This is a genomic window from Rhizobium laguerreae, from assembly GCF_002008165.1.
In the GTDB taxonomy this organism is placed as follows: domain Bacteria; phylum Pseudomonadota; class Alphaproteobacteria; order Rhizobiales; family Rhizobiaceae; genus Rhizobium; species Rhizobium laguerreae.
This window is the reverse complement of the sequence record NZ_MRDM01000014.1, coordinates 517,277-541,450: the sequence shown is the minus strand read 5'-3', so window position 1 is coordinate 541,450 and position 24,174 is coordinate 517,277. Positions and strand designations below refer to the sequence as shown.

The 24,174-nt window shown below is 58.5% G+C and carries 18 protein-coding genes and 2 pseudogenes; 9 read left to right on the top strand and 11 right to left on the bottom strand.

The window, feature by feature from the left end; all coding sequences use genetic code 11:
• Nucleotides 1–131: 131 nt before the first annotated feature.
• Both BS630_RS18415 and BS630_RS18410 read right to left on the bottom strand, forming a co-directional pair.
• Nucleotides 132–344, bottom strand: a complete 213-nt coding sequence (locus BS630_RS18415) for a cold-shock protein (RefSeq protein ID WP_003540801.1) — start codon at nt 342–344, stop codon at nt 132–134.
• 764 nt (nt 345–1,108) lie between these two features.
• Nucleotides 1,109–1,576, bottom strand: a complete 468-nt coding sequence (locus tag BS630_RS18410; protein ID WP_077978530.1) for a DUF3828 domain-containing protein — start codon at nt 1,574–1,576, stop codon at nt 1,109–1,111.
• Nucleotides 1,577–1,752: 176 nt separating this feature from the next.
• On the opposite strand from BS630_RS18410, the gene BS630_RS18405 reads away from it, so the two are divergent.
• Nucleotides 1,753–2,064, top strand: coding sequence for a putative quinol monooxygenase (locus tag BS630_RS18405; protein WP_011652481.1), 312 nt, complete (start codon nt 1,753–1,755; stop codon nt 2,062–2,064).
• A gap of 85 nt (nt 2,065–2,149) precedes the next feature.
• Here BS630_RS18405 and BS630_RS18400 read toward each other — a convergent pair whose 3' ends face one another.
• The 4 genes from BS630_RS18400 to BS630_RS18385 all read right to left on the bottom strand — a co-directional run bounded on the left by BS630_RS18400 (nt 2,150) and on the right by BS630_RS18385 (nt 10,080).
• Nucleotides 2,150–5,386: a cadherin domain-containing protein gene (locus tag BS630_RS18400; protein ID WP_077978529.1), complete on the bottom strand. Its 3,237-nt coding sequence runs from the start codon at nt 5,384–5,386 to the stop codon at nt 2,150–2,152.
• A 180-nt stretch (nt 5,387–5,566) separates the two neighbouring features.
• Nucleotides 5,567–8,356 (bottom strand): metal-binding protein, encoded by a 2,790-nt coding sequence (locus tag BS630_RS18395; protein WP_077978528.1) that lies wholly within the window; start codon nt 8,354–8,356, stop codon nt 5,567–5,569.
• A gap of 331 nt (nt 8,357–8,687) precedes the next feature.
• The gene (locus BS630_RS18390; RefSeq protein WP_077978527.1) at nt 8,688–9,074 is read right to left on the bottom strand and encodes a GNAT family N-acetyltransferase; all 387 of its coding nucleotides are present in this window, start codon (nt 9,072–9,074) and stop codon (nt 8,688–8,690) included.
• 64 nt (nt 9,075–9,138) lie between these two features.
• Nucleotides 9,139–10,080, bottom strand: coding sequence for a hypothetical protein (locus tag BS630_RS18385; protein WP_077978526.1), 942 nt, complete (start codon nt 10,078–10,080; stop codon nt 9,139–9,141).
• A 924-nt stretch (nt 10,081–11,004) separates the two neighbouring features.
• Here BS630_RS18385 and BS630_RS18375 point away from each other — a divergent pair.
• Genes BS630_RS18375 through BS630_RS18365 form a run of 3 tightly spaced genes read left to right on the top strand, consistent with a single transcriptional unit; the run spans nt 11,005 to nt 13,005 of the window.
• Nucleotides 11,005–11,499, top strand: a complete 495-nt coding sequence (locus BS630_RS18375) for a hypothetical protein (RefSeq protein ID WP_077978524.1) — start codon at nt 11,005–11,007, stop codon at nt 11,497–11,499.
• Complete coding sequence (locus BS630_RS18370) at nt 11,499–12,320, top strand: dCTP deaminase domain-containing protein (RefSeq protein WP_158081418.1); 822 nt, start codon at nt 11,499–11,501, stop codon at nt 12,318–12,320. The genes BS630_RS18375 and BS630_RS18370 overlap by 1 nt, the downstream gene beginning before the upstream one ends.
• 4 nt (nt 12,321–12,324) lie before the next feature.
• The gene (locus BS630_RS18365; RefSeq protein ID WP_077978522.1) at nt 12,325–13,005 is read left to right on the top strand and encodes a uracil-DNA glycosylase; all 681 of its coding nucleotides are present in this window, start codon (nt 12,325–12,327) and stop codon (nt 13,003–13,005) included.
• A 120-nt stretch (nt 13,006–13,125) separates the two neighbouring features.
• Here BS630_RS18365 and uvrB read toward each other — a convergent pair whose 3' ends face one another.
• On the bottom strand, nt 13,126–16,119 hold the full coding sequence (uvrB, locus tag BS630_RS18360) for an excinuclease ABC subunit UvrB (RefSeq protein ID WP_077978521.1): 2,994 nt from the start codon (nt 16,117–16,119) through the stop codon (nt 13,126–13,128).
• A gap of 467 nt (nt 16,120–16,586) precedes the next feature.
• Between uvrB and BS630_RS18355 the strand changes: the two genes are divergently transcribed.
• From BS630_RS18355 to BS630_RS18345, 3 genes and pseudogenes are all read left to right on the top strand, one after another.
• A complete protein-coding gene (locus BS630_RS18355) occupies nt 16,587–16,928 on the top strand; it encodes a hypothetical protein (RefSeq protein WP_077978520.1) in 342 nt (113 codons plus the stop codon).
• 215 nt (nt 16,929–17,143) lie between these two features.
• A pseudogene (locus BS630_RS38020) lies at nt 17,144–17,323 on the top strand (DUF982 domain-containing protein); the annotation flags it as partial.
• A 250-nt stretch (nt 17,324–17,573) separates the two neighbouring features.
• Nucleotides 17,574–17,952: pseudogene (locus BS630_RS18345) on the top strand (hypothetical protein).
• A 96-nt stretch (nt 17,953–18,048) separates the two neighbouring features.
• Here the strand turns inward: BS630_RS18345 and BS630_RS18340 are convergent.
• Both BS630_RS18340 and BS630_RS18335 read right to left on the bottom strand, forming a co-directional pair.
• A complete protein-coding gene (locus tag BS630_RS18340; protein ID WP_077979228.1) occupies nt 18,049–18,501 on the bottom strand; it encodes a DUF805 domain-containing protein in 453 nt (150 codons plus the stop codon).
• A gap of 165 nt (nt 18,502–18,666) precedes the next feature.
• Nucleotides 18,667–19,434: an adenylate/guanylate cyclase domain-containing protein gene (locus tag BS630_RS18335; protein ID WP_077978519.1), complete on the bottom strand. Its 768-nt coding sequence runs from the start codon at nt 19,432–19,434 to the stop codon at nt 18,667–18,669.
• A gap of 231 nt (nt 19,435–19,665) precedes the next feature.
• On the opposite strand from BS630_RS18335, the gene BS630_RS18330 reads away from it, so the two are divergent.
• Entirely contained in the window at nt 19,666–21,882 is a 2,217-nt protein-coding gene (locus tag BS630_RS18330; protein ID WP_077978518.1) for an adenylate/guanylate cyclase domain-containing protein, read from the top strand.
• A gap of 18 nt (nt 21,883–21,900) precedes the next feature.
• On the opposite strand, the gene BS630_RS18325 is transcribed toward BS630_RS18330, so the two are convergent.
• On the bottom strand, nt 21,901–22,392 hold the full coding sequence (locus tag BS630_RS18325; RefSeq protein ID WP_077978517.1) for a YHS domain-containing (seleno)protein: 492 nt from the start codon (nt 22,390–22,392) through the stop codon (nt 21,901–21,903).
• Nucleotides 22,393–22,469: 77 nt separating this feature from the next.
• Nucleotides 22,470–23,117 carry an ankyrin repeat domain-containing protein gene (locus BS630_RS18320; protein ID WP_077978516.1) on the bottom strand — a complete coding sequence of 216 codons (648 nt, stop codon included), beginning with the start codon at nt 23,115–23,117 and terminating at the stop codon, nt 22,470–22,472.
• A 210-nt stretch (nt 23,118–23,327) separates the two neighbouring features.
• Between BS630_RS18320 and BS630_RS18315 the strand changes: the two genes are divergently transcribed.
• Nucleotides 23,328–24,116 (top strand): DUF899 domain-containing protein, encoded by a 789-nt coding sequence (locus BS630_RS18315; protein WP_077978515.1) that lies wholly within the window; start codon nt 23,328–23,330, stop codon nt 24,114–24,116.
• The last annotated feature ends 58 nt before the right edge of the window (nt 24,117–24,174 follow it).

Here is a 24,174-nt window from a genome sequence, read left to right as displayed (position 1 = left end):
TATGGGGCGGGCATCCATCAAGCGCGCATATAACACTTGCCAATACGATCGACAAATGACCGCCGATCACCACAAACAGAAACGGCGCTCCTTGCGGAGCGCCGTTTCTGCCGCCGAAGCGATTGTCTGACTTACGAAGCCGAGATGTTGACAGCCTTCGGGCCCTTGCCCATGCGATCCGGCTCGGTGTCGAAAGTAACCTGCTGGCCTTCGCGCAGCGACTGGATGCCAGAAGCCTGCAGCGCAGAGATATGGACGAAAACGTCCTTTGCGCCGCCGTCCGGCGTGATGAAACCAAAACCCTTGTCCTGGTTGAAGAATTTTACGGTGCCCTTGGTGGCCATTGGGATCGTCCTTTTCCCTTAGTCTGTGTAGTATCCGCGCCCCCGAGAGGAAGCGGACGGCTTTAGCTTTCGCCCCGATCGATTGGGACGAAGGGTCAGTCGGAGAAGTCACGTACGGGGAAAGAACGTCTACGTAGGCGGGTAGTCCCGCGCCGCCTTCCAAACGGAAGGGATTACCACATCAGTCCAGTCACCGGCATGCAAATGCCCGAGTAAGTCAATTCGTGCCAGCATTTCGGGCAAAAAGCAAGCGGGATTATTGTGGCATGCCCGCATCGATACCGGGAAATGCCGAAGATTCAGATACTTGACGATGGGTTAACGGATTCTTGCACGCCTGTGCCATATCGGGATTCCGTGTCGAAATGGGATGACGGGCGGATTCGATAGCCGGACAGGGATGTGTTCGCGGGCGGCCGGGCGGCAGGCAAACCGATCAGCCCTTATGGTGAAGAGGATCGCAGGGTCTGCTCTCCAGTGTTCCTCGCGCCGTCTTTGCTCCGCCCTCATCCTGAGGTGCGTAGCCCGCAGGGCGAAGCCTCGAAGGACGGGGGCGGCCACCGGCGCCATAACCTTCGATTTGCATAGGGGGGCTTTGTGGAATGCAGGTGGGAGGAGCTTCCACGCCCGCCCTCATGGTTCGAGACGGCCCCTTGGGCCTCCTCACCATGAGGGCTCTCTTTGGCGCCTGCGGCTTTTATTCTACAGCTAGTGCAATTGTCCGCTCAATCCACGTCGCAGGCGAGACCCCAACGGCCGCCCACCTACCGCGCATCACCCAGCAACGCGCTCAGGCTCCACGGATTATCCCCCTTCTGGTTCGCAATGTCGTCGACCTTCCAGCCGCCGTGTTCGCGTACCAGGGTGTAGAAGAGCGTCACCTCTTCGCCGTTTTCGAACTCCACCTCCACCTCGGCTTTGTCATCCAGCAGGATCGGTTGGCCGATCCTGACGTCGCTGGCGGCGCCGTCCTGACCCGCGATCACGGGATCGAAGTCGATCGCGCCGACATCGCCCTCCGGTGTGTTATCGAGATCGGTCTGAAGGAGCTCGTTCAGGTGGTCGGAGAAGAAGGTCGAATAAGGCGAGGGCGCCTCAGCGTCGCTGTTATCGGTGTCGTAGCTATAGAGGGCCTTGAGCAGCGCCTTCGGCGTCTTGTAGGTCTGCGCCAATGCCGGCAAGGCTGCGAGTGCCGACACGGCGAGGGCGAGGATGAATGTGGGCAGGCGCATGCGGCTCTCCTCGGATGAGCGGTGAACCATAGCGGAATCAGGTGCGGAGGTGGAGCGGCATTTTTGGAAGGGTTATCAGGTTTGGCGCGGCCATCGGCCGTGTTCCAATGACAGTGGTCCGCACTTGCTTGTGACAGCGCCCGGGCGAGACTTCCAAATCAAGCTGGGGAGGTGAGATGAAATGCATTGTCGGATTCTTTATGACCAAGCCTGGAAAGCGCCATGCCTATCTGGCGGCGGCGCAGAACCATCTTGAACAGAGCCGGCTCGACCCGGATTGTCTCTATATCGAGTTGGTGCCGATGCCAGAGCATCCCGACAAGATCCTGCTGGCCGAGGCCTTCACCAGCGAGGAAGCGCATCGCCGGCACGAGGATACGGATCACATGCGCGAGTTATGGGCCGTCGGCCCGACGCTGCTGTCGCATGTCGTTATCGACAATGTGATTTCCGCTCAGGTGGAGCATATCGACGAGCGGTTTGACTGATGCATGCCTGATTTCGCGCGGCCACCCATCGGTGGGGCTTGCGCGACTGCAAGTCCCACCTCGGTGCCCGGCAATTCTGTCGCGGCTAGATCAATGCCTCATGCGACAGCGCAAATGACGGCTCGAAGACGTCCTTCACGGCCAGCGTGAAATCGTGGCTGGTGACGTTTCCGGCCGCGTCATAGGCCTCGGCGGTGAAGGTCAGGCTGTGGGTGCTTTCGTAGTCGATCGCCGCCTTCGTCTGGATCTTGTTGCCGACTAGCTTGAGGATGCCGTCGGCATCGTCCGTCAGCCGCCATTTCACGGCGCCGCCTTCCGGATCGCGTGCCGTGAGGAGGCCGACCGAGGTGCCGATGGCGACATTCTCGGAGACCGAGCTGCGCGAGAAGGCGAGGTTGATCGGCGCCTTGTTAACAGGGGCTTCGTTGACGTCGAGAACGTTGATCGTGATGTCCTTTTCGACCGTGACCTTGCCGTCGGAGACGGCCACCTTGATCGTGTGCGACTTCGCCGTCTCGTAATCAAGAGCCTTGGAGGTGACGATGCGGTTCCCATTCAGCCGGAAGTGATCGTCCGCGCCGTCGATCAGCTTGTAGGTGAGCTTGTCACCGTCGGCATCGTGAGCGCTGAGCAGGCCGAGGGTGGTCCAAATTGGGGTGCTCTCGGAGACAGAGGTTTTCGAGAGCTGGAGATTGATGGGTACGGTATTAGCGTCGGGTGTGAAGGTACCCTCGGCGAAATCGTAGACACCATCGGCAAAACGAGCGATTTGAATGTCGCGCAGCGTGTCCACACCCTCTTTGGCGCTCGTCAGAATGTGATCGCCGTTGTTCGTCGCGAAGGTGTAGTTAGCGAAATTGCCAGCGAAGACTGCCATGTCGGTGCCGGCACCCCCAAACAGCGTGTCGTTGCCGGCGCCGCCTTCGAATTTGTCGTTGCCGCCGGTTCCGAAGAAGTAGTCATCACCGTTGCCGGTCTTGACGTCGATACCGAAGGCGGTGCCGAAGATGTCGACATGGCGGTTTGCCAGCTCGTCGGAGAGATCGGCATGGGCGCTGTCCGTCAATGTCAGCGCGAGGACATCGTTCTCGTAGCCCGGTTTGTCGTAAATGACGATCTTGTCGAAGCTTTCGAACTGGGCAGCCGAAGCGAGAACCTCGGCTCCCGCCGTTTCAAGAATTTCGACATTCTTGATCGTCAGGCCGGCAAGCCCGATGTATTCCATGCCGGGGTCTAACGTCGGCTCGATGACACGCAGTGTGTCTGTGCCGGCGCCGCCATCGATCAATCCGGACAATGCGACCGAGTGTGACTGCAAGTTAACTGCATCATTGCCATCGCCCGCATCAATATTGAAGGTCTCGGGGTTGGTGGAGACATTATCGCCATCGGTGATCGTGTCGTCGCCGGTTCCACCCCTGATGACGTCATCGCCGGCCTTGCCATTGATGATGTCGTTGCCTCCATTGCCGTCGAAAATGTCGTTGCCGTCGGTGCCTATAAAGTCGTCGTCGCCGCTGCCGGTCTTGACGTCAATGCCGGAGACATAACCGGAAATGAAAGCCCCGCGATCTCCCAGCTCGTCGGAAAGATCGAGGTGGGCGCTGTCCGTCAATGCCAATGAGGGGCGATAATCGTCGGCCGGATTGGCCGAGTAGACGATCTTATCAAAGCTTTCGAACTGCGCGCTAGAACCGGCAACCAACCATCCCACCGTTTCAAGGACTTCGATGTTGTTGATCGTCAGGCCCCTGAGCGAGGAGGCTTGCAGAGTATCAATCCCGGCACCGCCATCGATTGTTCCGGAAACCAGTGGACTGAACGTCTCCACGGTTATGGCATCGTCGCCGTCGCCTGCATCGATATCGAAGACTTCCGGGAGAAAGCCGCCAAATGCACCGTCGGTGATTGTATCGTTGCCGTCGCCGCCGATCAATTTGTCGTTGCCGCCATTACCAATGATCGTGTCGTTGCCGGCGCCGGCGTCGAAAATGTCGTTGCCGTCGGTTCCCGTGAATTGATCGTCGCCGCCGCCGGTCTTGACGTCAATGCCGGAAACGGTGCCGCGAATGCTGGCCGCACCGTTTGCCAGTTTGTCGGAAAGATCGAGGTGGGCGCCGTCCGTCAATGACAATGAGGCGGGAAAGCCCTCGCTCGGATCGTTCGAGTAAACGATCTTGTCGAAGCTTTCGAACTGCGCGGTCGAACCTGATACCACCGATCCCGCCGTTTCAAGGACTTCGATGTTTTTGATCGTCACGCCCCTGAGCGAGGAGGCTTGCAGAGTATCAATCCCGGCGCCGCCATCGATTGTTCCGGAAAGCCCCCCGGTTCGCAGGGTTATGGCGTCGTCGCCGTCGCCTGCGTCGATGTCAAAAACTTCCGGGGAACCGCTGAAGAAATCACCATCAAAGATGATGTCGTTGCCCGCTCCGGCCCTGATGACGTCATTTCCGGCATCGCCGAAGATTTCATCGTCACCCTTGCCGGCGTCCAACCTGTCGTCCCCGGCATTGCCGTTGATGTAGTCGTTGCCATCGCCCGTGTCGATAATGTCGTTGGCGGCGGTGCCGATCACATTGTCCTGAGTGCTTCCGGTGGTGAGGTCAATACCGGATACGTCGTTATTGCCAGAGATGTAGTTTCGGTCTCCTGCCAACTCGTCGGAGAGATCGAGATGGGCTCCGTCCGTCAAGACCAAGTTGACGGAAGAATCGGAGCTCGAACCGGTGATCTTGTCGAAGTATTCGAGTTGCGCGGTCGATGCGGTAACTCCGAATATCCCTGATTGGAGGATCTCGACGTTCTTGATCGTCAGGCCGGACAAATTGCTGGCTTGCAGCGTGTCGGTGCCATCGCCGCCGTCGACTGTTCCTGATATCTGGAGGAAAGTGTCGTTGGACAAAATTACGGTGTCGTTGCCATCGCCCGCATCGATATTGAAGACTTCGGCGACATCGGAAAAATAATAACCATCGCTAATCGTGTCGTTACCCGCGCCACCATTGATGACGTCATTGCCGACGTCGCCATAAATCTCGTCATTGCCGTCACCGCCATTCAGCGTGTCATCACCAGCTTGACCGTTGATCAAGTCGTCGCCGGCGCCTGTCGTGATTACATTGTCGCCGCTCGAGCCTACCACGTTCGCGGAGACGGTGCCCAGTTCATCGGCCAGATCTGCCACGCCGGAATCCGAGACCTGCAGATCGACCGCAGCGAGAGGATTAGCGGGGGAGTGGCGAATAACATCGTAAGCTTCGAACTGAGCGCCGGTCTTGGTAATAATGGCGCCGTTCGTGTCCAGAATATTCAAAGCCATGTTAAACTTTCTAGAAGATGCGTTGGACTCTGCAAGAGCGGCTTGTGTCTTTATCTGCCGTTCCGGGTGGAGAAGGTTCGTGCGGGAGAGCAGTCGCCTTATTCGGAGAGGCGGCGGCCGCAGGTTGGAAGGTGGGGCACTGTTCGGGACGCATGTCTGCGTCCCGCGGCAGTGTTGCGACTAGATCAACGCCTCATGCGACAAGCTCGAAACCGACAGCTCGAAGACGTCCTTCACGGCAAGCGTGAAATCGTGGCTGGTGACGTTTCCAGCCGCGTCATAGGCTTCGGCGGTGAAGGTCAGGCTGTGGGTGCTTTCGTAGTCGATTGCAGCCTTTGTCTGGATCTTGTTGCCGACGAGTTTGAAGATGCCGTCAGCATCGTCCGTGAGCCGCCATCTTACCGTGCCGCCTTCCGGATCCTTTGCCGTGAGCAGGCCGACCGAGGTGCCGATCGCGATGTTCTCGGAGACCGAGCTGCGCGAGAAGGCGAGATTGGTCGGCGCCTTGTTGACAGGTACTTCGTTGACGTCGAGGACATTGATCGTGATGTCCTTTTCGACCGTGACCTTGCCGTCGGAAACGGCAACCTTGATCGTGTGCGACTTGTCGGTCTCGTAATCCAGCGCCTTCGAGGTGACGATGCGGTCGCCCTTTATCCGGAAATGATCGTTGGCGCCGTCGAGCAGCGTATAGGTGAGTGCGTCGCCATCGGCGTCCTTGGCGCTGAGCAGGCCAACCGTGGTCCAGATCGGCGTGTCCTCTGAGAGGGCGGTCTTCGAAAGCTGGATATTGGTCGGCGCGGCATTATCCTTCGGCGTAAAAGTTTCCGTGGCGAAATCGTAGACGCCGTCAGCAAAGCGCGCCAATTCGACGTCTGTCAGCGTATCCATTCCTTCCCCGGCGCTCGTCAGGATGTGATCGCCGTTGTTAAATGCGAAGGAATAATTGGCGAAATTGCCGGAGAAGATTGCCGTATCGATGCAGTCGCCGCCATTGATGGTGTCGTCGCCGGCGCCACCGGTCAATTTGTCATTGCCGGCGTTGCCATTGAGGATATCGTTGCCGCCGCTGCCGTCGAAAATGTCGTTGCCGTCGGTGCCCGTGAACTCGTCGTCGCCGCTGCCGGTCTTGACGTCGATGCCAAAGGCATGGCCGGCGATGAAAGATCCGAGATCACCCAGTTCGTCGGAGAGATCGAGATGGGCGCTGTCCGTCAGTGTCACTGAGGCGCGAAAATCGTCGAACGGATCGGTCGACCAGACGATTTTGTCGAAGCTTTCGAACTGCGCGCTTGAACCGGCAACCGCCACTCCTGCCGTTTCAAGGACCTCTATGTTCTTGATCGTCAGGCCCTGGAGCGAGGTGACTCGCAACGTATCGATCCCGGCGCCGCCATCGATCGTTCCGGAGTTCCCGGGAGCGAATGTTTCTATGGCTACGCGATCGTCGCCATCCCCCGCGTCGATATCAACGATCTCCGGGGTCGAGCCGAAAAGCTCACCATCGTCGATCGTATCGTTGCCCGCGCCGCCTCTGATGACGTCGTTTCCGACATCGCCCGAGAGCACATCATTGCCGTCACCGCCATTCAGCGTGTCGTTGCCAACTCCGCCATTGAGGCTGTCGTATCCTGCGCCGCCGTTCAGCGTGTCTGCGCCGTCGCCGCCTGCAATATTGTCGTTGCCTGCGCCTGTGGTGATCACATCGTTGCCGCTTGTGCCGATCACATTTGCGGAGCCAGAGCCCAGTTCGTCGGCAAGGTCTACCGTGCTGGAATCCGAGATGACCAGGTTGACCGAGACGAGAGGATTGATTTCGGAGTCGCGGATGACGTCGTAGGCTTCGAACTCCGCACCGGTCTTGGTGATCGTGGCGCCGTTTGTGTCCAGGATGTTCAGCGGGATGCCCGGCTCGGTGCTGTTGACCGTGAAGGTTTCGGTCGCGAAGTCGTAGATGCCATCGGCAAAGCGCGCGAATTCGACGTTTGTCAGTCTATCCGTGCCTTCCAGCACGCTCGTCACGACGCGGCTGCCATTGTCGACCGCGAAGGAATAATCAGCGAAATTGCCTGTGAATGCAGCCGTGTCGATGCCCGCGCCGCCATTAATGGTGTCGTTGCCAGCGCCGCCGGTCAGTTTATCATCGCCGTCGTTGCCATTGATGAGGTCGCTGCCGCCGCTGCCGTCGAAAATGTCGTTGACGTCGCTGCCCGCAAACTCATCGTTGCCGTCGCCGGTTTTGACGTCGATACCGGAGAAGCCGCGGACAAGAGTCCCGAGATCTCCCAGTTCGTCGGAAAGATCGAGATGGGCGCTGTCCGTCACCGCCAGCGAGGGGTCATAACTGAAGAAGGGGTCAGTTGACCTGACGATCCTATCAAAGCTCTCGAACTCTGCGCTCGAACCGCTAATCTGAAATGCTGCCGTTTCAAGGTTTTCCATATTGTTGAGCGTCAGGCCGTGGAGCGACCAGGCGCGCAACGCATCGATGCCATCACCGCCGTCAATAGTTCCCGACGTAAATGCAGCGAAGCTGTCTATGGTTATGATATCGTCGCCATTGCCGGCGTCGATGTTCAGGATTTCCGGCAGTAGGCCGCCAGGTCCAAAGTTAAAACCGCCATCGGTGATTCTATCGTTGCCGTCGCCGCCGCTCAATGTATCGTTGCCGGCATTGCCGTAGATCGTGTCGTCACCATCGCCACCGCTCAGTGTGTCCGCGCCATCGCCACCTGAAATGGTGTCGTTGCCGGCACCCGTCGTGATCATGTTGTCGCCGCTCGAGCCGGTCACGTTCGCAGAGACGGACTCCAACTCATCGGCCAGATCGGCCACGGAGGAATCGGAGACGGTGAGATTGACAGGGGCGGAAGGGTTGGCGGCGGAATCACGAATAACATCGTACGCTTCGAACTCAGCGCCGGTCTTGGTAACTGTGGCGCCGTTCGTGTCCAGAATATTCAGGGCCATATTAAACTTTCCATAAGATGCGTTGTATTCTGTGAAACGAGAAATCTTCAGAAGAACTGTTCTCACTGGTTCAACGGACGACAACCCTTTGGGGATCTATGCCAATACGCAACTAAGTTTTCAATGGATAATTGTGTTTTTTTATTGCTTTTTTAACGGAAAAGTAAGCTTAAACACCGGGTTACGACTTGGAATTAGAGAACTCTTAGTGATATTTTAGTCTTTTAAATTATATTAAATTCGCGGAATAGCTGTGGAAAACCGGCCGTAAGCCGGTCCGCATTGTCGTGGAGCGTCATTGTTTGGAGTGCTTCGAGCGTGGCAGGCGGCTCTATGCCAGCTTGATCAGGCCTGCTTCCGTGGGTTTGAAGCCGCAGGCGCGGTAGAAGCCGGTCAGGTGCGGTTCGAAATCGACATGCAGCCACTCTGCGCCACGCTCCCGCGCAACCCGCGTCGCTTCCCGGACCAGCCGCGTTGCGATTCCCTGCCGTCGCATATCAGGGTGAACTGAGGTGTCGAGGATAAAGGCATGAATGCCGCCATCCCATGCGACATTGACGAAGCCGGCGAGCCGGCCGTCCTGATAGGCGCCGATATGGGCGAGGCTGCGGGACAGGATGGCGGTGAAATCGCGGTTGTGCGGGCTGCCCCAGGCGACGGAAAAGAGCGCGTTCAGTTCGGCGGCGGAGGGGAAGGGGTCGATGCGCAGGTCCAGCATGGGCGGTTCCCTTCCTTCAGCGGGCATGTAGGTCTTCCGGATCAAGTGAGGGCGACGTTGTAGCTCATTCCGTCACAGTGACGAGCCGGCCGTCGCGTCTTTCGAAAATTCTGTCGGAGAGAAAGTCGACGCCGCGGTGTTTCGCCATGTCGATCAGCTGCCGGGCCGTGATCAGCGCGGAGGGCGCTTTTCGGTCGATCACGGCGACCTCGTCGCGCTGGCGTAGGATCAGCAAGGCGCCATCCGGGAAATTCTTGTCCACCATCGCCCAGAATTCATCCGTCAGCACGATGGCCGGCGTCAGCGGCGGGTTGTCGTCGATCCGGTAGGCGATCATGTGATCGTTGATCCGCTCTTCCTGGAGCTTCGACATTTCCCGCAGAATATTCCCCTGCGCGGCCTGGCGGATTTCGGCGACGGAGCGCTCACCGAGATCGGCGCCCGAGAGCCCGACCAGGCTCTGGGGCGTGTCCAATTGCAAGACGATCGCCACGTCGCCGGCAAGCTCCTCCGCCAGAGACGTTGCCGCATCCTGCTCATTCCCAGGCTGCCGGAAGCGGATATTGGCGAAGACATGCTGCAGGTCGAGTTCCGGCCTGCGGACCGTGATCAGAACGCTCTGCACGAGGTTTTCGATGGCGGCCTCGCGGTCCAGATCGTTGCGGAGCGTATAAAGCCTGCCGTAGACGTTGGTGACATCGACCGTCCCCGTTACGGCTTCGCTTCCACCATTGGCAAGCCGCAGGCGGAGAACGGCGGGATTGCTGGGGTCGATCGCAACCTCTTCGACCTCGGGCTCGCCGCGCAGGCGCGCGGCAACGGCGTCGCGCAACTGCGCCAGCGTTTCGGGCGGCGCGGCAGAGATGGTCTGCCCCTCAGAGCGGATGCGTATTTTCGAGAGAAGGGTCTTGAACATGTCGGCGTTTCCCTGATGTGTCGTGTCCGCATAAGCTGCCGCCGGCGTCAGGATCAAGGCGAGGCCGACTGAAAGATTGACGATCCGCATCCTGGTCTCCTGCGCCGGCGAAAGAGGCGCCAACCGCCCGGCCGCCGTCCGCGGCGCGTTGCGGCGAACCGGACTCACGCGGCGTGTTTCGGGCGTTCGTTCATGCATGTCGTCCCCCGAAGCCGCCCCAGCGAGCGGCCGGCCGCCAGCAGAAGCTAGGGCAAAGCTGTTGCCGATCAATGACGGATTCGGCGCATCGGCCGGAATTGGGCGGCGGTCTTGTGCCGGGCGAGGCTGCGGGACAGGACGCGGGTGAAGTCGCGCGGGGCGGGCGTCCCAGGCGGCGGACCGGAGGGTGTTGAGGGCGGAGGGGAAGGGGCATCCGCACCGCAGGCGCTGCACTTCACTCCAGACCAGTTTTCGCCGGGATCGTAGAACTTGACCTCATCCTCGAAGCTCGATTTCACTTCGTCCGCCCCGGGGACGATTGTTTCCAGCAAGGGACAGCCTTGGCGGCGTTTTCCGGGGAGGGTTGCCAATACGGGTCGGCTGGGACGTAGCGTAGGATGGTGTCGGACATTGTTGGTTCCTTTCTCGAAGTTCTGGCATCGCGCGCTCCTTCTTTGATGCTGATGGTGGCTCATCGCCTGCGCCGTCCAAAGCGATAGTGCATCAATCCTTATCGGCCATGCCGGGAGCCTGTCGCTTAGACAGACTGGGTTAGTGTCTCGAGCCAGACAACCGACAAGCGATAGGGTTCTCAGACGGACGAGATGCTGCGCGCGCTTATCGCTCTTCATCGGACAGGTCGCTGATCTCTAACGGGACACCGTCGGGCGCTGCAACGAGGTTCTGAGCTCGGATTGGAAGGATGGCTACAAGATATGCTAAATTGTGGATTACAGATTTTTTTGCCTGTCAATCTGCGAGCAAGGTTTCTAGCTAATCTATGATCGCCTAAACGAGTCGAATTGGGAGGCTGTGATGCAGGAGCTCAACTTCAAAGACCTCCAAGTAGCTCAACAACACTATGATATGCATAATCACCTTGACATTCTGTCGCTCCACAAGATGGAACGCATGAAACACTATGGTCTGCATTATGCGAAATATGTGGGTCGTTTAGCGCGCGGAAATAAAGAAGAAAAGACGTTGAAGGCAACGCTTGTTGATACGTTGCTTATCACTTTGAGCGCCGCGAACGCGTTAAATCAACGTCTAAATATTAGCGAAAACTCATATTTGAGCGATAGGTCTGATATTTTGACATTTGCAGATGCGGTCGGCCGTTTTGCCGACGCGTGTGAAAAAATGGATCATTTAGAAAGCTTCAGAGAACTTGCTCTTGCGGCTAACTCAGACATTCTAGCGTGGGTTGTGAGTTGTGCGGGCGCAAACGGTATCGATCTGCTTTCTGGGTTGGAGGAGCGGCGTGAGGTGCTTTCTCATCGTCAAGCATACCACCCAGCGAGAATATGATGTTTTGGTCCGGCAAGAAACTCTCACAAGAGATCAGTCGTATTTTTGCACCTTATAATGATGACAATATCGATTGTAACGCCTATACGTTGCATGTTGGTAATGAGGTTTACATAAGCGTGGACGGAAGTCCGCGAGATGAGAATGTTGCAAGGAAGTTAAGCCGGGATGAGCACTTTGTAATTCCGCCTGGGCAATTTGGATTTTTGCTAACTCACGAGATTCTGACCATACCACACGATGCAATGGCTCTCATAAACGTAAAAAGCAGTATAAAGCTATCTGGCTTAGTAAATGTGAGTGGCTTTCACGTTGATCCAGGATACCACGGCAAGCTTGTGATATCTGTATTCAACGCAGGCCCCAAGCCTGTTGTACTTAGCGAAAGAGAGCCGTGCTTTCTTATATGGCTGACGACGCTATCCGGAGAAGCCGATCTAAAATATTCTAAAGGCTATAAACCGGGTTTTATGGGTATAACTCCCAAACTCGTTCAGTCAATTCCATCAATTAATACATCCGTTCATACAATTTCTGACGAATTAAAGGATTTGCGAGGGCGTGTTGATTTGGTTTTCGCAATTGTTTTGGGTGTTGGAATTCCATTTTTTGTTGCGTTGTTGGTGGCGGTCTTGCAAGTAGTTCTTGGGCAGTGGATTGGTGGAAAAAGCCCTTCGGTTGACATTAATATAAATGCTTTCTTTTTGTATTTAGTCGTTATTGTACCCGCCATGGTTTTTGCATTTTTTATCTATCAGATTCTCAAGAGAAAGAGAGAATACCACGTCATCGTGAAAAAGGTTCCGCGAGAAGATATTTAAGGTGATGTCTGAATTCCGTGACGATAGTGAGTTTTTTAATAGCTTATTTGAGTTGGAATTGGACAATGTGTTTAATCCGTACAAGCACATATGTGGCTTTCACGACGTAGAAAATTCACCTTACGTGCGTCGCCAGAACATTCAATTATTCTTTGAATCTGCGAGAAGCGCTAAAGTATCCACTTTGTGGATCGGGCGCGATTTAGGTTATCGCGGTGGGCGTCGGACTGGATTGCCTCTTACCGATGAGGGTAATCTCAATAGACTCGCGAGAGTAATGAATGAAAGTCGATTTCGTCAGGCCACTAGGGGTGCTATTTGGCCTGAGCGAACGGCCAGAGTAGTTTGGGATATGCTCGCTGAAATTAACCAGCCGGTTTTTCTTTGGAACGTCTTTCCATACCATCCACATGGCCCAAATTCAGAAATGGAAAATCGAAGCCATACCTCTCGGGAACGCTTCATAACTGCCGGATTTCTGAAATATGTTCTTGATACTCTAAAGCCAGACACGATAGTTTCTATAGGGAGAGATGCTCATACTGCCGTGAATTCAATTGGTTATAATTGTATTCCGGTGAGGCATCCCAGCTACGGCGGTCAGACTGATTTCATTGGCGCTATTGCTAAAATATATAATCTTCGTCTCCTTGCTAAAAAGGCCACTCAGTTAGATTTATTTTGAGATTTAAATTTTAGTGAGCTCCGACGAAGGAAGTGAAACGGCTTGCGAATTTTGCGTCGCTCAGCCGTCAAGATCAGAGATCTGACGTGTTGCAGCAAAACGTTGTTGGAAGACAAAGCGTCACCGCCCCGGCCGCCCAGTCTTCCCCTTCGTCCGCCCCTTGCGCTTCTGCTCGCCCGGGTCCTCATAGCTCCCCACACCCGTCTTCCCGCGCACGACCGGCCGCACGTCGTCGCGCTCCGGCTGGCCTTCGAGCAGCGGTGAAAACCGCTTCGTGCCCTTGGCGGCTTCAGGTTTTTCCGGCACTGCGCCAGTGACCGGCTTTTCGGTTCGGCCGACCGTCATTTCATCGAGGTCGTTTTTGCGGAAGAGGGTCTTCTTGGCGGGCTCGGCGATGTCGCGGCCCATCTCATCCAGAGCGGGTTTGCGGAAGAGAGGGGTGGCGGTGTCAGTGCCCGGGCCCATGTCGTCGAGGCCGGGTCTTGAGAAGTAGGAGGGGGTGGCCCCCTCATCCGCCCTGCCGGGCACCTTCTCACCGGCGGGGAGAAGGGACTCGCGGGTCGCTTTCGCATTCCGTCTGACGCCTTCCATTGCCTTTGACTCTTCTCTAGCCATCGGATCGTCCATAACCGCCAGTTCGGCGGCCTTGAGGCGTTTGATTTCGTCGCGGAGACGGGCGGCTTTTTCGAAGTCTAGGTCGGCGGCGGCGTCGCGCATGCTCTTTTCGAGGGCGTTGAGATGGGTCTGCAGGTTGTTGCCGACGAGGTTGCCGCCATCGGCGAAGCCCTTGCCCGAGACGCCGGAGATATCGGCGCGGACGTGGTCGCGTTCGTAGACGGAGTCGAGGATGTCGGAGATCCTGGCCTTGACCGATTCCGGGGTGATGCCGTGTTCCTGGTTATAGATCATCTGCTTTTCGCGGCGGCGGCCGGTTTCCTCCATCGCCCGCTTCATCGAGCCGGTGACCTGGTCGGCATAGAGGATGACCTTGCCGTCGACGTTGCGGGCGGCGCGGCCGATCGTCTGGATCAGCGAGGTCTCCGAGCGCAGGAAGCCTTCCTTGTCGGCGTCGAGAATGGCGACGAAACCGCATTCGGGAATGTCGAGGCCCTCGCGCAAAAGGTTGATGCCGACGAGCACGTCGAAGGCGCCGAGGCGCAGATCGCGGAGGATTTCGATACGCTCCAGCGTGTCGATGTCGGAGTGCATGTAGCGGACGCGCACGCCCTGCTCATGCAAATATTCGGTCAGGTCCTCGGCCATGCGCTTGGTCAGCACGGTGCAGAGGGTGCGGTAGCCCTTGGCCGCTGTCTCGCGGATTTCGCCGAGCACGTCGTCGACCTGGCTGCGGGCCGAGCGCACCTCGACCGGCGGGTCGATCAGGCCGGTCGGGCGGATCACCTGTTCGGCGAAGACGCCGCCGGATTGTTCCATCTCCCAGCCGCCCGGGGTGGCCGAAACGGCGATAGTGTCGGGGCGCATGGCGTCCCATTCCTCGAAGCGCAGCGGCCGGTTGTCCATGCAAGAGGGCAGGCGGAAGCCGTATTCGGCCAGCGTCGCCTTGCGCCTGAAGTCGCCCCGGTACATGCCGCCGATCTGCGGCACGGTGACATGGCTTTCGTCGATGAAGACGAGGGCGTTGTCGGGAATGTACTCGAACAGCGTTGGCGGCGGATCGCCCGGGTCGCGGCCGGTGAGATAACGCGAATAGTTCTCGATGCCCTGGCACGAGCCGGTTGCTTCGAGCATTTCGATATCGTAGCGGGTGCGCTGCTCGAGGCGCTGGGCCTCCAGCAGGCGGCCGGCCTTCTCCAGCTCGGCCAAGCGAAGCCTGAGCTCCTCCTTGATCGACTTGATGGCGCCGTTCAGTGTCGGGCGCGGGGTGACATAGTGCGAATTGGCGTAGATCTTCACCGATTTGAGGTCACCGACCTTCTGGCCGGTGAGCGGATCGAACTCGGTGATGGCGTCGATCTCGTCGCCGAACATCGAGATGCGCCAGGCGGCATCTTCCAAGTGGGCGGGGAAGAGCTCGATCGTGTCACCACGCACCCGGAAGGAACCACGGGTGAAATCCATGTCGCGGCGCTTATATTGCTGAGCCACGAGGTCGGCCAGCAGCTGGCGCTGGTCCAGCCGGTCGCCGACCGACATCTGGAAGGTCATCGCCGTATAGGTCTCGACCGAGCCGATACCGTAGATGCAGGAGACCGAGGCGACGATGATGCAGTCGTCGCGTTCGAGCAGCGAGCGCGTCGCCGAGTGGCGCATGCGGTCGATCTGCTCGTTGATCGAGCTTTCCTTCTCGATATAGGTGTCGGAGCGCGGCACATAGGCTTCCGGCTGGTAATAATCGTAGTAGGAAACGAAATATTCCACCGCATTGTCGGGGAAGAAATTCTTGAATTCGGAATAGAGCTGGGCGGCCAGCGTCTTGTTCGGCGCCAGGATGACGGCCGGGCGCTGCGTCACCTCGATCACCTTGGCCATGGTGAAGGTCTTGCCGGAGCCGGTGACGCCGAGCAGCACCTGGCTGCGGTCGCCATTTTCCAGTCCTTCGACGAGATCGCGGATAGCGGTCGGCTGGTCGCCGGCCGGTTCATAATCCGACTGCATGCGGATGGCGATGCCGCCTTCGGATTTGTCGGGCCGGGCAGGGCGGTGCGGCGTCCAGATCTTGCCGTTCTTGTGCAGCGGATTGCCGCTCTCGATCAGTGCCGACAGCGCCTCGACCGTGGCGGTGACCGCGGTGCCGGCCTGCAGCGACGAGGCTTCCTCCAGCGTCGTATCCATGCCGGAGACCGGATTGAGGCCGGCGGCGGCGCGCGTCTTCGGGTCGGTCGAACCGCCCATGGAGGTGCCGCGCGCCGATTTCGACGCGCTGACGCCGCCGTCGCTGGTTTTCGTCCTGGCGGCGATTTCCACCTTCTTGCGATGTTTGCCGGCCTTGGAGGCGATCTGGCGCTGGGTCTCGACGCCCGAGGCTTCGGCATCGGCCTCCAGCTGCTTCACCCAATCGGCAACCGAGCCTGAGAGGGGGGCTCCCTCAAAAGACGATTGAGGGGCTTCCTCGAAGCCATTCGGGGCGGGGGATTTCTTCGGAGATTTGGCCATGGGCGGAATATGGAGAGAGTCACCGCGAAAGTGAAGAGGGAAAGAGTACAAAAGGGAAACGAATGAATCGTTCGGATTGGCTTAATAATTCCGAACCTTGTGGGGCTGGGGCCGGCGTGCCCGCCCCGCCCTTCGAGGCCCCTGCGGGGCACCTCAGGGTGAGGCTCTCTTGGGCGCTGGCGGCCTCCTTCGCGTCAGCGAGCGGCTGCGGCATCCTCCAACCTCCCTCATGCTGAGGTGCGCAGCCCGAGAGGGCGGAGCCTCGAAGCACGCGCCGCAGCGCCGCTCCTTAAATCCGTCAACTGTTGGACACCCGCCTCGTCCTTCGAGGCCCCTGGCGGGGCACCTCAGGATGAGGCTCTCGGGCGCCGAGTTCAGCAGAAATAAAAGTCTGTGGTTGAACGCTGGGCAGCCTCCCGCAATGCGCGCGGCGATGTTAGAGCTGTTGCGGGAATTGGGGACTATTCATGAACAAGATAATCATTGCATTCGCGGCGGCCGCGGCAGTGGCCGGCTGCGCCAAACGTCCTGACGCCATCGTCCAGGTCGATATTCCGATGGCGGCCTATACGAACCTCAGTTGCGAGGCGCTCGCAGTCGAACATAAGAAAGAGAAGGCCAAGCTCGACGACCTGTCCAAGCAGCAGATCAGCGCAGCGAACGGCGATGCTTTCGGTGTCTTCCTCGTCGGCGTCCCCATCGGCAGCGTCGCCGGGGGAGACAAGGAAGGCGAAATTGCCGCGTCCAAAGGCAAGGTTTCGGCCATGCAGTCCGCTGGAATGAGCAAGGGCTGCAAGCTGCCCGGCTGACAGCCGGGGGCAGCAACCATCGAGATCGGCCCGGCCAAAAGTGAGGCATTGGCCGGCGATCCCGATTTCAATATCCTCGGCGCCCGTCGTTTCTTCGCCCAAAGACCGACGGCATTCGTGAAATGCCGCGCGGCGATCGTCCGACCCTCGTATCGGAACCGAAATCGGTCTTCCGCAGTTAGTTTCCTGTCACTTCAGCTTCAGGTGCAACTGCCATTAGCGACCATTCCGCCTTCTGGAAAAAAACGATCTCGATCGACCTTGATACCGGCGAACGCCTGGTTCTCCGCTCACCGCAGGATGCGCTTTATGCACTCGTCTCGGACTGGCCGGTCAATGGCGGTGTCCACCAGCAGAGGGCGATTGATTTCTGCCGCGCCTGGCTTGCCGGACGCATGCCGGCCGAGACGGTGCGGCAGGCTTTCATCCTGGCCGCGCTGGAAGCCGGCGTTACGATCAATGATGATGAAGACGGCGCAGAAGCCTCCGCCTTGAACCCTGCGGTATAGCTGGAGCGACGCCGGCTATATCCACGCGTCACGCGGCGTCAACATGTTCTTTTCATGTATTGCAAATATTATTCCCGCTGTGTTTGTAGGAAATACGCCACGTTACGGCGCTCTGATTCTTTGGAGATTCATCTGAATGAAAATCAAATTCCTTGTTTGCGCTGTCCTGCTGGCACTGGCTGGCTGCCAGACTCCGGCGCCGCAGTCCGTTTTAGATTCCCAGCAGCCGCCTTCCAGCGCAGTTCGACGCGAGAATGTCGAGGCTCTGCGGGGAACCATTAAACCGGGGAACTTCGTAAAGGCCGAGATTTCCAGCGTGGTTCTGCTTAATCCGGAAAAGCAGATATTATGCTTATTGCACACGCACGACGGAACGTGCCAACCCGAACTGGTCCTATATCGGCCTGGGCTTGCAACACAACATGATATTGTACCTGAAAAAGAACGACCATCGCTGCCACGACGAACGGCTGCGTTACTATGATTTTCCTGAATTGCGTAAGATGAAATACTGAGAGAGAGACGAGGCGCCTGGCAGCCTCGCGATCACCTTCCGGACGTGGCCCTGCTCAAACCGTGAGAACCATTCCCACGCTCGCCGTACACTATTTTCAAAAGACGGACGCCCTGGAGTCATCCACGGACGGCGCTCTGCAATACCACACGATGACGGCAATCGTTCCAATGGGGAACAGAATCCCAAGAAGCTGGTGCCATCCGCTTCGGTTGATGTCGTGAAAACGCCGAGCGGCCATGGCGATTGAGGGAAGAAACGTCGCCAGCGACCAGATCCCGTTCAATGTTGCGGTTCGATCAACAAGGTACAAAGCGATGCTGACGAGAGCGACAAAGAGCGCCGAAAACCAGAATTCCGATCGGCTGGCTCTGCCGGTGAAATCCACATATTTTTTGAAGTAGCTGCTGATCGCTTGGCCGAAACCCATTGGCTGCGGCAGGCCGCCGAAGCGGTTCGGCCCGGCGGGTGGTTTTCTGAAAATGAAGAACAACGGCACTGTTAGCGGGATCAAGACGACCAGCCAGTGAAAGAGAGAAAAACTACCCATGAGATACCCCAACGATTTGAGTGGTATAGAGATAAGCAATGGTCGTTTCCGGAAGATTAACTGGCTTGCAATTTGATGCGTCGGCAATCAAAGCGTGAGAAACAGCGGCTGCCACGTTGAGGGCAGTATAGACGCTTGGAAGAGGTTGGCAGCGCAGTTGGCAGCTTAGCGCTTGGCCAGCACCCGTGCCTGCACCGGCTGCTCGATGCCCTTGAGCACAAGCATGCGAGTTTCGGCGCCTGCGGCGAGATCAGCAGCCTTCGCCGCCGTTTCGGCCGAGATCAGGATCTCGCCGGCGGCGGCCTGGGATTCCAGCCTTGCGGCCTGATTGACGACGCCGCCGATGGCGGTGAAATCGCTGCGAAAGCTTGAGAATTCGCCGATCTGGACCTCACCGGAATGGATGCCGACGCCGACGCCGAGGGTGCGGCCGGGCAATGCCTCGAGCGCCAGACCGTTCAGCGCTGCGGCGCAGTTTTGCTGGATCTCCTGCGCGGCCAGGATAGCGGCGCCGGCGTGATCCTTTCGGACGATCGGGAAGTTGAAGATAGCCATCAGGCCGTCGCCCATCTGCTTGTTGACGATGCCGTCATGCGCCCAGATCGCCTGCGCGCAGCGATCCTGGAACAGGCTGACGATCTCGCTCAGCTGTACAGCCTCGATGCGCTCCGACAGATCCGTGAAGCCCCTGATATCGGCAAACAGGATGGTGGCGTCGACGGTGATCTGGCGCTGCTTCTTGACATATTGGAAGGAGCGTTCGCAGATCGTGCAGATATCGGGATTCATCTTGCTGCGGGTGATGCCTAAGGCGCGGAAGGGTAAGGCGAGCGGGCCGCCGATCGGGATCGGCATGTGCATCTGGTCCCAGCAGCCGCGGCAGATCCGGGCGCTGCCGTGCCTGGTTGGCTCCGTAGAGGAGGCTGTCGTCATATCTCGCAATCCATCGCCTGATAGCAAAAAATGAGCTTCCGATACTTGCCTGCTTTTGGCAACTCTGCCGACCGTCGAGTGCGACGATGGCTCGAACTATTTCGTCCGGCCCCATTCTTCTGGGACACGTCGCCACTAAGTTGAATATCGCCTCGCCCGACGATAGCATCGCGCTGGGACATACTGTAGGATATTGTTAATAATACATTCGCTCTCCAGGAAAGACCGGGGATGGAGCGCCGTCTTGCAGCAATCCTGATCGCCGATGTCGTCGGTTACAGTCGATTGAGCCAGATCGACGAAGAGGGCACCCGTGCGCGTTTTCAGGCGGACCAGAACGATGTCTTCGAGCCGGCGATCACGCGTCACCATGGCCGGCTGGTCAAAACCATGGGCGATGGTCTGCTGGTCGAATTTCAGAGTGTCGTCGATGCCTTGCGCTGCGCGGTGGAGGTCCAGCAGCTGAAAGCCACGCAGAGTGCCGCGGCGCTGCCGGAGCATCGGCTCGAGTTCCGGATCGGCATCAATCTCGGCGATATCATCGTCGAGGGCGAAGACATCCAGGGCGACGGCGTCAATATCGCCGATCGAATACAGGCGCTGGCCGAACCGGGCGGCATCGCCATATCGGGCACGACATACGACCAGGTGAAATCGAAAGTCCCGGTCGGTTTTGCTTCGCTCGGCGAACAGCGATTGAAGAGCATCACCGAACCGATCCGGGTCTACCGCGTCCTGCTTGATCCGACTGCCGCCGGCAAAACCCTCAAGACCCGCAGGCGCCTGCCGAGACGTCACCTGGTTGCGGGCGTAGCCGCGGCCGTTATCCTCGCGTTCGCGGGCGCAGCACTCTGGTGGCAGCCATGGATGCCGGCAAAACCACCGGGGCCTGGCGAACGTTTCGCCTATCCTCTGCCGGACAGGCCCTCCGTCGCGGTTCTGCCCTTCATCAATGTCAGCGGCGACACCGAGCACGACCATCTCGCAGAGGGGTTGACGGACGATCTGATCACCGAGTTGTCCAAAGTATCGGGTCTCTTCGTCATCGCCCGCCACTCGGTCTTCGCCATCCGGGACTCCGTCGGCAAGATCCAGGACGTGGCCGCCGAACTCGGCGTCAAATATGTGCTCGAAGGAACCCTGCAGCGGGCCGGGCCGCGTCTGCGGATCAATGTCAAACTGATCGATGCGGTCACCGGCCTGTCGCTCTGGGCCGAGCGCTACGACCGCCAGTATGCCGACCTCTTTGCGGTGCAGGACGATGTGATCGGCAAGATCATCTCGGCCCTGTCGGTCAAGCTCAGCGCCCGCGAGCGCGACCAACTGGCCCGAATCCCGACCGAAAATCTCGAAGCCTATGATTATTACATGCGGGCCGAGCAGGAAGGCTTCATCTTGAGGGATGTCGACACTTATCGCCGGACGCTCTCCTTTTACCAGAAAGCGATCGATCTCGATCCCGGCTTTGCCAATGCCCATGCGGGAATCGCGCGCGTGGCCGTCGATGTCTGGCGCAACGACTATAATTACCTCTGGTCGGCCGCCGTCGCCCGCAAGATCGCCTATGACGCCGCTGGGCAAGCCCTGAAGCTCGATCCCAACAATGCCAGGGCGCACACGGTGCTTGCCCTGCTGCAATGGGTGGATGGACGCGAGACGGAGGCCAAAAATTCCGCCAACATGGCGGTTGCGATGGAGCCGAACGATGCTGAGGCCGCCGCCAACCTCGCTCTCATTCTGGTCCATACCGGAAGCAGCGGGCAGGCGATCACGGAGATGGAAAAGGCTTTGCGACTCGACCCTTCGCCGGCGTCGAGCTTTCAACTGCTGGCGGGGATCGTCTTTTATACCGCGGGCGATGATCAGCGCGCGATCTCGCTGATAGAGCCGACGCTCGACAGCCTGCCGAAGGTCGAGCCGGCACGCGAATACCTGGCGGCCGCCTATGCCGACCAGGGCAATGAGACCAAGGCTGCAGCGGAGACGGCAAAGCTGCTGGAGCTCTTCCCCGAAAGCAATCTCACCTATTACGGCTATCTCTATGATTACTGGCGGGACGGCGATCTGCAGCGCCATCTGGCCGCATTGCGAAAGGCCGGCATTCCCGAATGGCCCTTCGGCTTTACAGGCAGTCAAGCCGACAGGCTGGGCGAGGCAGACCTGCGCAATCTTGTCGATGGCAAGAGCTGGACCGGCAAGCACAAAAACGGCACGGATTTCACCCAATATTTTGACAAGGCCGGAAACACTGCCTATCGCAGCGCGAATACCAACATCACCGGTATCGTCGAGGTGCGAGGCGACAGTCTCTGCGAAAAATTCGACGGCTATTTCCTAGACAGGATGGTGTGCGGATATGTTTACCGCAACACGTCAGGTGAACAGCGCGACAGGCCATACGTCCATGTCACGCCGCGCGCCTTGACCTTCTTTTCACCCACACCCTGACGGGTGGGCGTTGCGGCTTCATTTCGTATCCGGTTGCTGCCAGACGGTATGCATCTTCTCCGAAATCAGCGTCTGCTGAACTTCGGACCAATGCTTCTTCGAGTCGGTCACCTTGGTCGGATTTTTCTCCATGCCTTCGGCTGCCCCGGGATCATAGCTCAGGTACAGTTTGCCATCGATGATCCGCCAAGCTTTCGGATCGATATTGGTGGTCACCGTCCCGAAAGACACGCCGTCAGCGCAATAGCCGCCATATTGCGGCGCATATTTGGATGGATCGCCCTTAAAGAGGTCGCGATTTTTAGCGCTGGCGAAATACCAAGTCGCGCCAAGCCAGTGGTGGGAATATGTCTCGGATCCTTCGACGGCCTGGTTTTCAGTGAAATAGGCGACCGGGTCGTAGCCCTTGATCGCGACATCGCCAAAATAGCCGGTATTGACGAGTTCCTCGGCCCCCGCAGGCTGAAGGAAGGAAAGCAACATCACCGCAGCGCCAACAGCCACGCCCATCCGCGTTCCGCATTTTTGCACATGATAAGACATAACAAGCTCCTTTCCCGGACGCGGTCTGTACCTGAACCGAAATGCTATTGCCGTTTGGTGCATTCCTTGTAGAGCGGTTCGCCCACAAGCTCGGCTTTCTGGCAAACAGCACCGGCTTCCATGAGTAATTTGGCCGTGTCCCAATGCGCCCGCCACCCGGCTTGAGTGAGAGGCGTGTACCCGTTTCTTTCCGTCGCTTCGACATCCGCACTCTTCGTCAGCAGAAAAGCGACCACGTCGGTGCGGCCCTCTTCGGCGGCGCCGTGCAGCGGCGACATCTGATAGAAATTCTTCCTGTCGTTGACATCAGCTCCCTCGGCGACAAGCCGTTTCACCACCTCCAGATTTCCTGCATAGGCTGCTGCATGCAGTGCTGTCAGCCCGCCCTTGTTGCGAATTTCGATGTCGCCGCCGCGATCCAGCAAAAGAACGACGACATCGGCATGGCCCGCCAATGACGCGATAATCAGCGCCGGTTCGCCCGCCTCATCGAGCTCCGACAGATCGGAGCCCTGGTCCAGCAACTGTGTGACGCGGGCGATATCGCCGTCCTTGGCCGCCTGATGCAAAGGACCTGCCCATGCCGGGAGGGCGCCAATGACAAGCGTAGCAACAGTCGCGATAAAAATATTCACGGGCACGATCTCAGTTTGATCAGGGTTCGTATGCGCCGTTTTGTCGCGTTTTAGCACGTGTGCAATTCGTAAACAAGATTGCGCTAATGGACGCGCTCCCGGCCAACACCACTCGCGCGCCAAGGCTGCGACCGACGGTTCCAAAGAATACGGTCACACTTGTTACTCCCCCTGTTCGATTTCCGATGCGAAACTATCTCAGACCAATGCGCGATGAACCGGGCGTCCAAGCCCCGCGAATTCGCCCCAATGAGGAGATTGAAAGCCATGACTGCTTCAGCCGAGAATGGAAAAAGCGGACAAGCCATGCACAAACCGCCGGTCGTGTCGCCGCAGGCCTGGGAGGCGGCCCGCGCGCAACTGCTCGTGAAGGAAAAGGCTGAGACCCGCGCCCGCGACGCGCTCGCTGCCGAGCGCCGGCGCATGCCGTGGATGGCGGTGGAGAAGGCCTATGCGTTCGAAGGGCCTCAGGGCAAGGTCAGCCTGCTCGACCTGTTCGAAGGCAGACACCAGCTCATCCTCTACCGCGCCTTCTACGAGCCCGGCGTGTTCGGCTGGCCCGAACATGCCTGCCGCGGTTGCTCGATGGTGGCCGATCAGGTTGCCCATGTCGCCCATCTCAACGCCCGCGACACGACACTGGTCTTCGCCTCCCGCGCGCCGCAGGCCGACATTGCACGGCTGAAGGCGCGGATGGGTTGGACGATGCCGTGGGTGACGATCACCGACAGTTTCGACAAGGACTTCGGCGTCGACGAGTGGCACGGCACCAATGTCTTCTACCGCGACGGCGATCGCATCTTCCGCACCTACTTCATCAACAACCGCGGCGACGAGCAGATGGGCGGCACCTGGAACTACCTCGACATCACGCCGCTCGGTCGCCAGGAAGTCTGGGAGGATTCGCCCGAAGGCTATCCGCAGACCCCGACCTACAAGTGGTGGAACTGGCACGACAGCTACGTGCCGGACGCCGAGCCCGACAAGAAATGGGTCGAGGTCTCCGACGCCGGCGAGGCGGCGTTCAGGGCCGAGAGCGCAAACGAGAAACCGTAGGTTCGGTCCGGCCGTATCCTCCGTCCCGCCGGGGCAGGAGGGTACGGCGGTCCGTCTG

Coding starts and splice junctions, on each gene's coding strand:
- BS630_RS18390 (WP_077978527.1), bottom strand. CDS start 9,074: ATGCTGGACCTGCGCATCGACCCCTTCCCCTCCGCCGCCGAACTGAAC.
- BS630_RS18335 (WP_077978519.1), bottom strand. CDS start 19,434: ATGACGACAGCCTCCTCTACGGAGCCAACCAGGCACGGCAGCGCCCGG.
- BS630_RS18385 (WP_077978526.1), bottom strand. CDS start 10,080: ATGCGGATCGTCAATCTTTCAGTCGGCCTCGCCTTGATCCTGACGCCG.
- BS630_RS18370 (WP_158081418.1), top strand. CDS start 11,499: ATGTTTTGGTCCGGCAAGAAACTCTCACAAGAGATCAGTCGTATTTTT.
- BS630_RS18340 (WP_077979228.1), bottom strand. CDS start 18,501: ATGGGTAGTTTTTCTCTCTTTCACTGGCTGGTCGTCTTGATCCCGCTA.
- uvrB (WP_077978521.1), bottom strand. CDS start 16,119: ATGGCCAAATCTCCGAAGAAATCCCCCGCCCCGAATGGCTTCGAGGAA.
- BS630_RS18405 (WP_011652481.1), top strand. CDS start 1,753: ATGAAATGCATTGTCGGATTCTTTATGACCAAGCCTGGAAAGCGCCAT.
- BS630_RS18395 (WP_077978528.1), bottom strand. CDS start 8,356: ATGGCCCTGAATATTCTGGACACGAACGGCGCCACAGTTACCAAGACC.
- BS630_RS18355 (WP_077978520.1), top strand. CDS start 16,587: ATGAACAAGATAATCATTGCATTCGCGGCGGCCGCGGCAGTGGCCGGC.
- BS630_RS18365 (WP_077978522.1), top strand. CDS start 12,325: ATGTCTGAATTCCGTGACGATAGTGAGTTTTTTAATAGCTTATTTGAG.
- BS630_RS18415 (WP_003540801.1), bottom strand. CDS start 344: ATGGCCACCAAGGGCACCGTAAAATTCTTCAACCAGGACAAGGGTTTT.
- BS630_RS18375 (WP_077978524.1), top strand. CDS start 11,005: ATGCAGGAGCTCAACTTCAAAGACCTCCAAGTAGCTCAACAACACTAT.
- BS630_RS18400 (WP_077978529.1), bottom strand. CDS start 5,386: ATGGCTTTGAATATTCTGGACACGAACGGCGCCATTATTACCAAGACC.
- BS630_RS18330 (WP_077978518.1), top strand. CDS start 19,666: ATGGAGCGCCGTCTTGCAGCAATCCTGATCGCCGATGTCGTCGGTTAC.
- BS630_RS18410 (WP_077978530.1), bottom strand. CDS start 1,576: ATGCGCCTGCCCACATTCATCCTCGCCCTCGCCGTGTCGGCACTCGCA.
- BS630_RS18325 (WP_077978517.1), bottom strand. CDS start 22,392: ATGGGCGTGGCTGTTGGCGCTGCGGTGATGTTGCTTTCCTTCCTTCAG.
- BS630_RS18315 (WP_077978515.1), top strand. CDS start 23,328: ATGACTGCTTCAGCCGAGAATGGAAAAAGCGGACAAGCCATGCACAAA.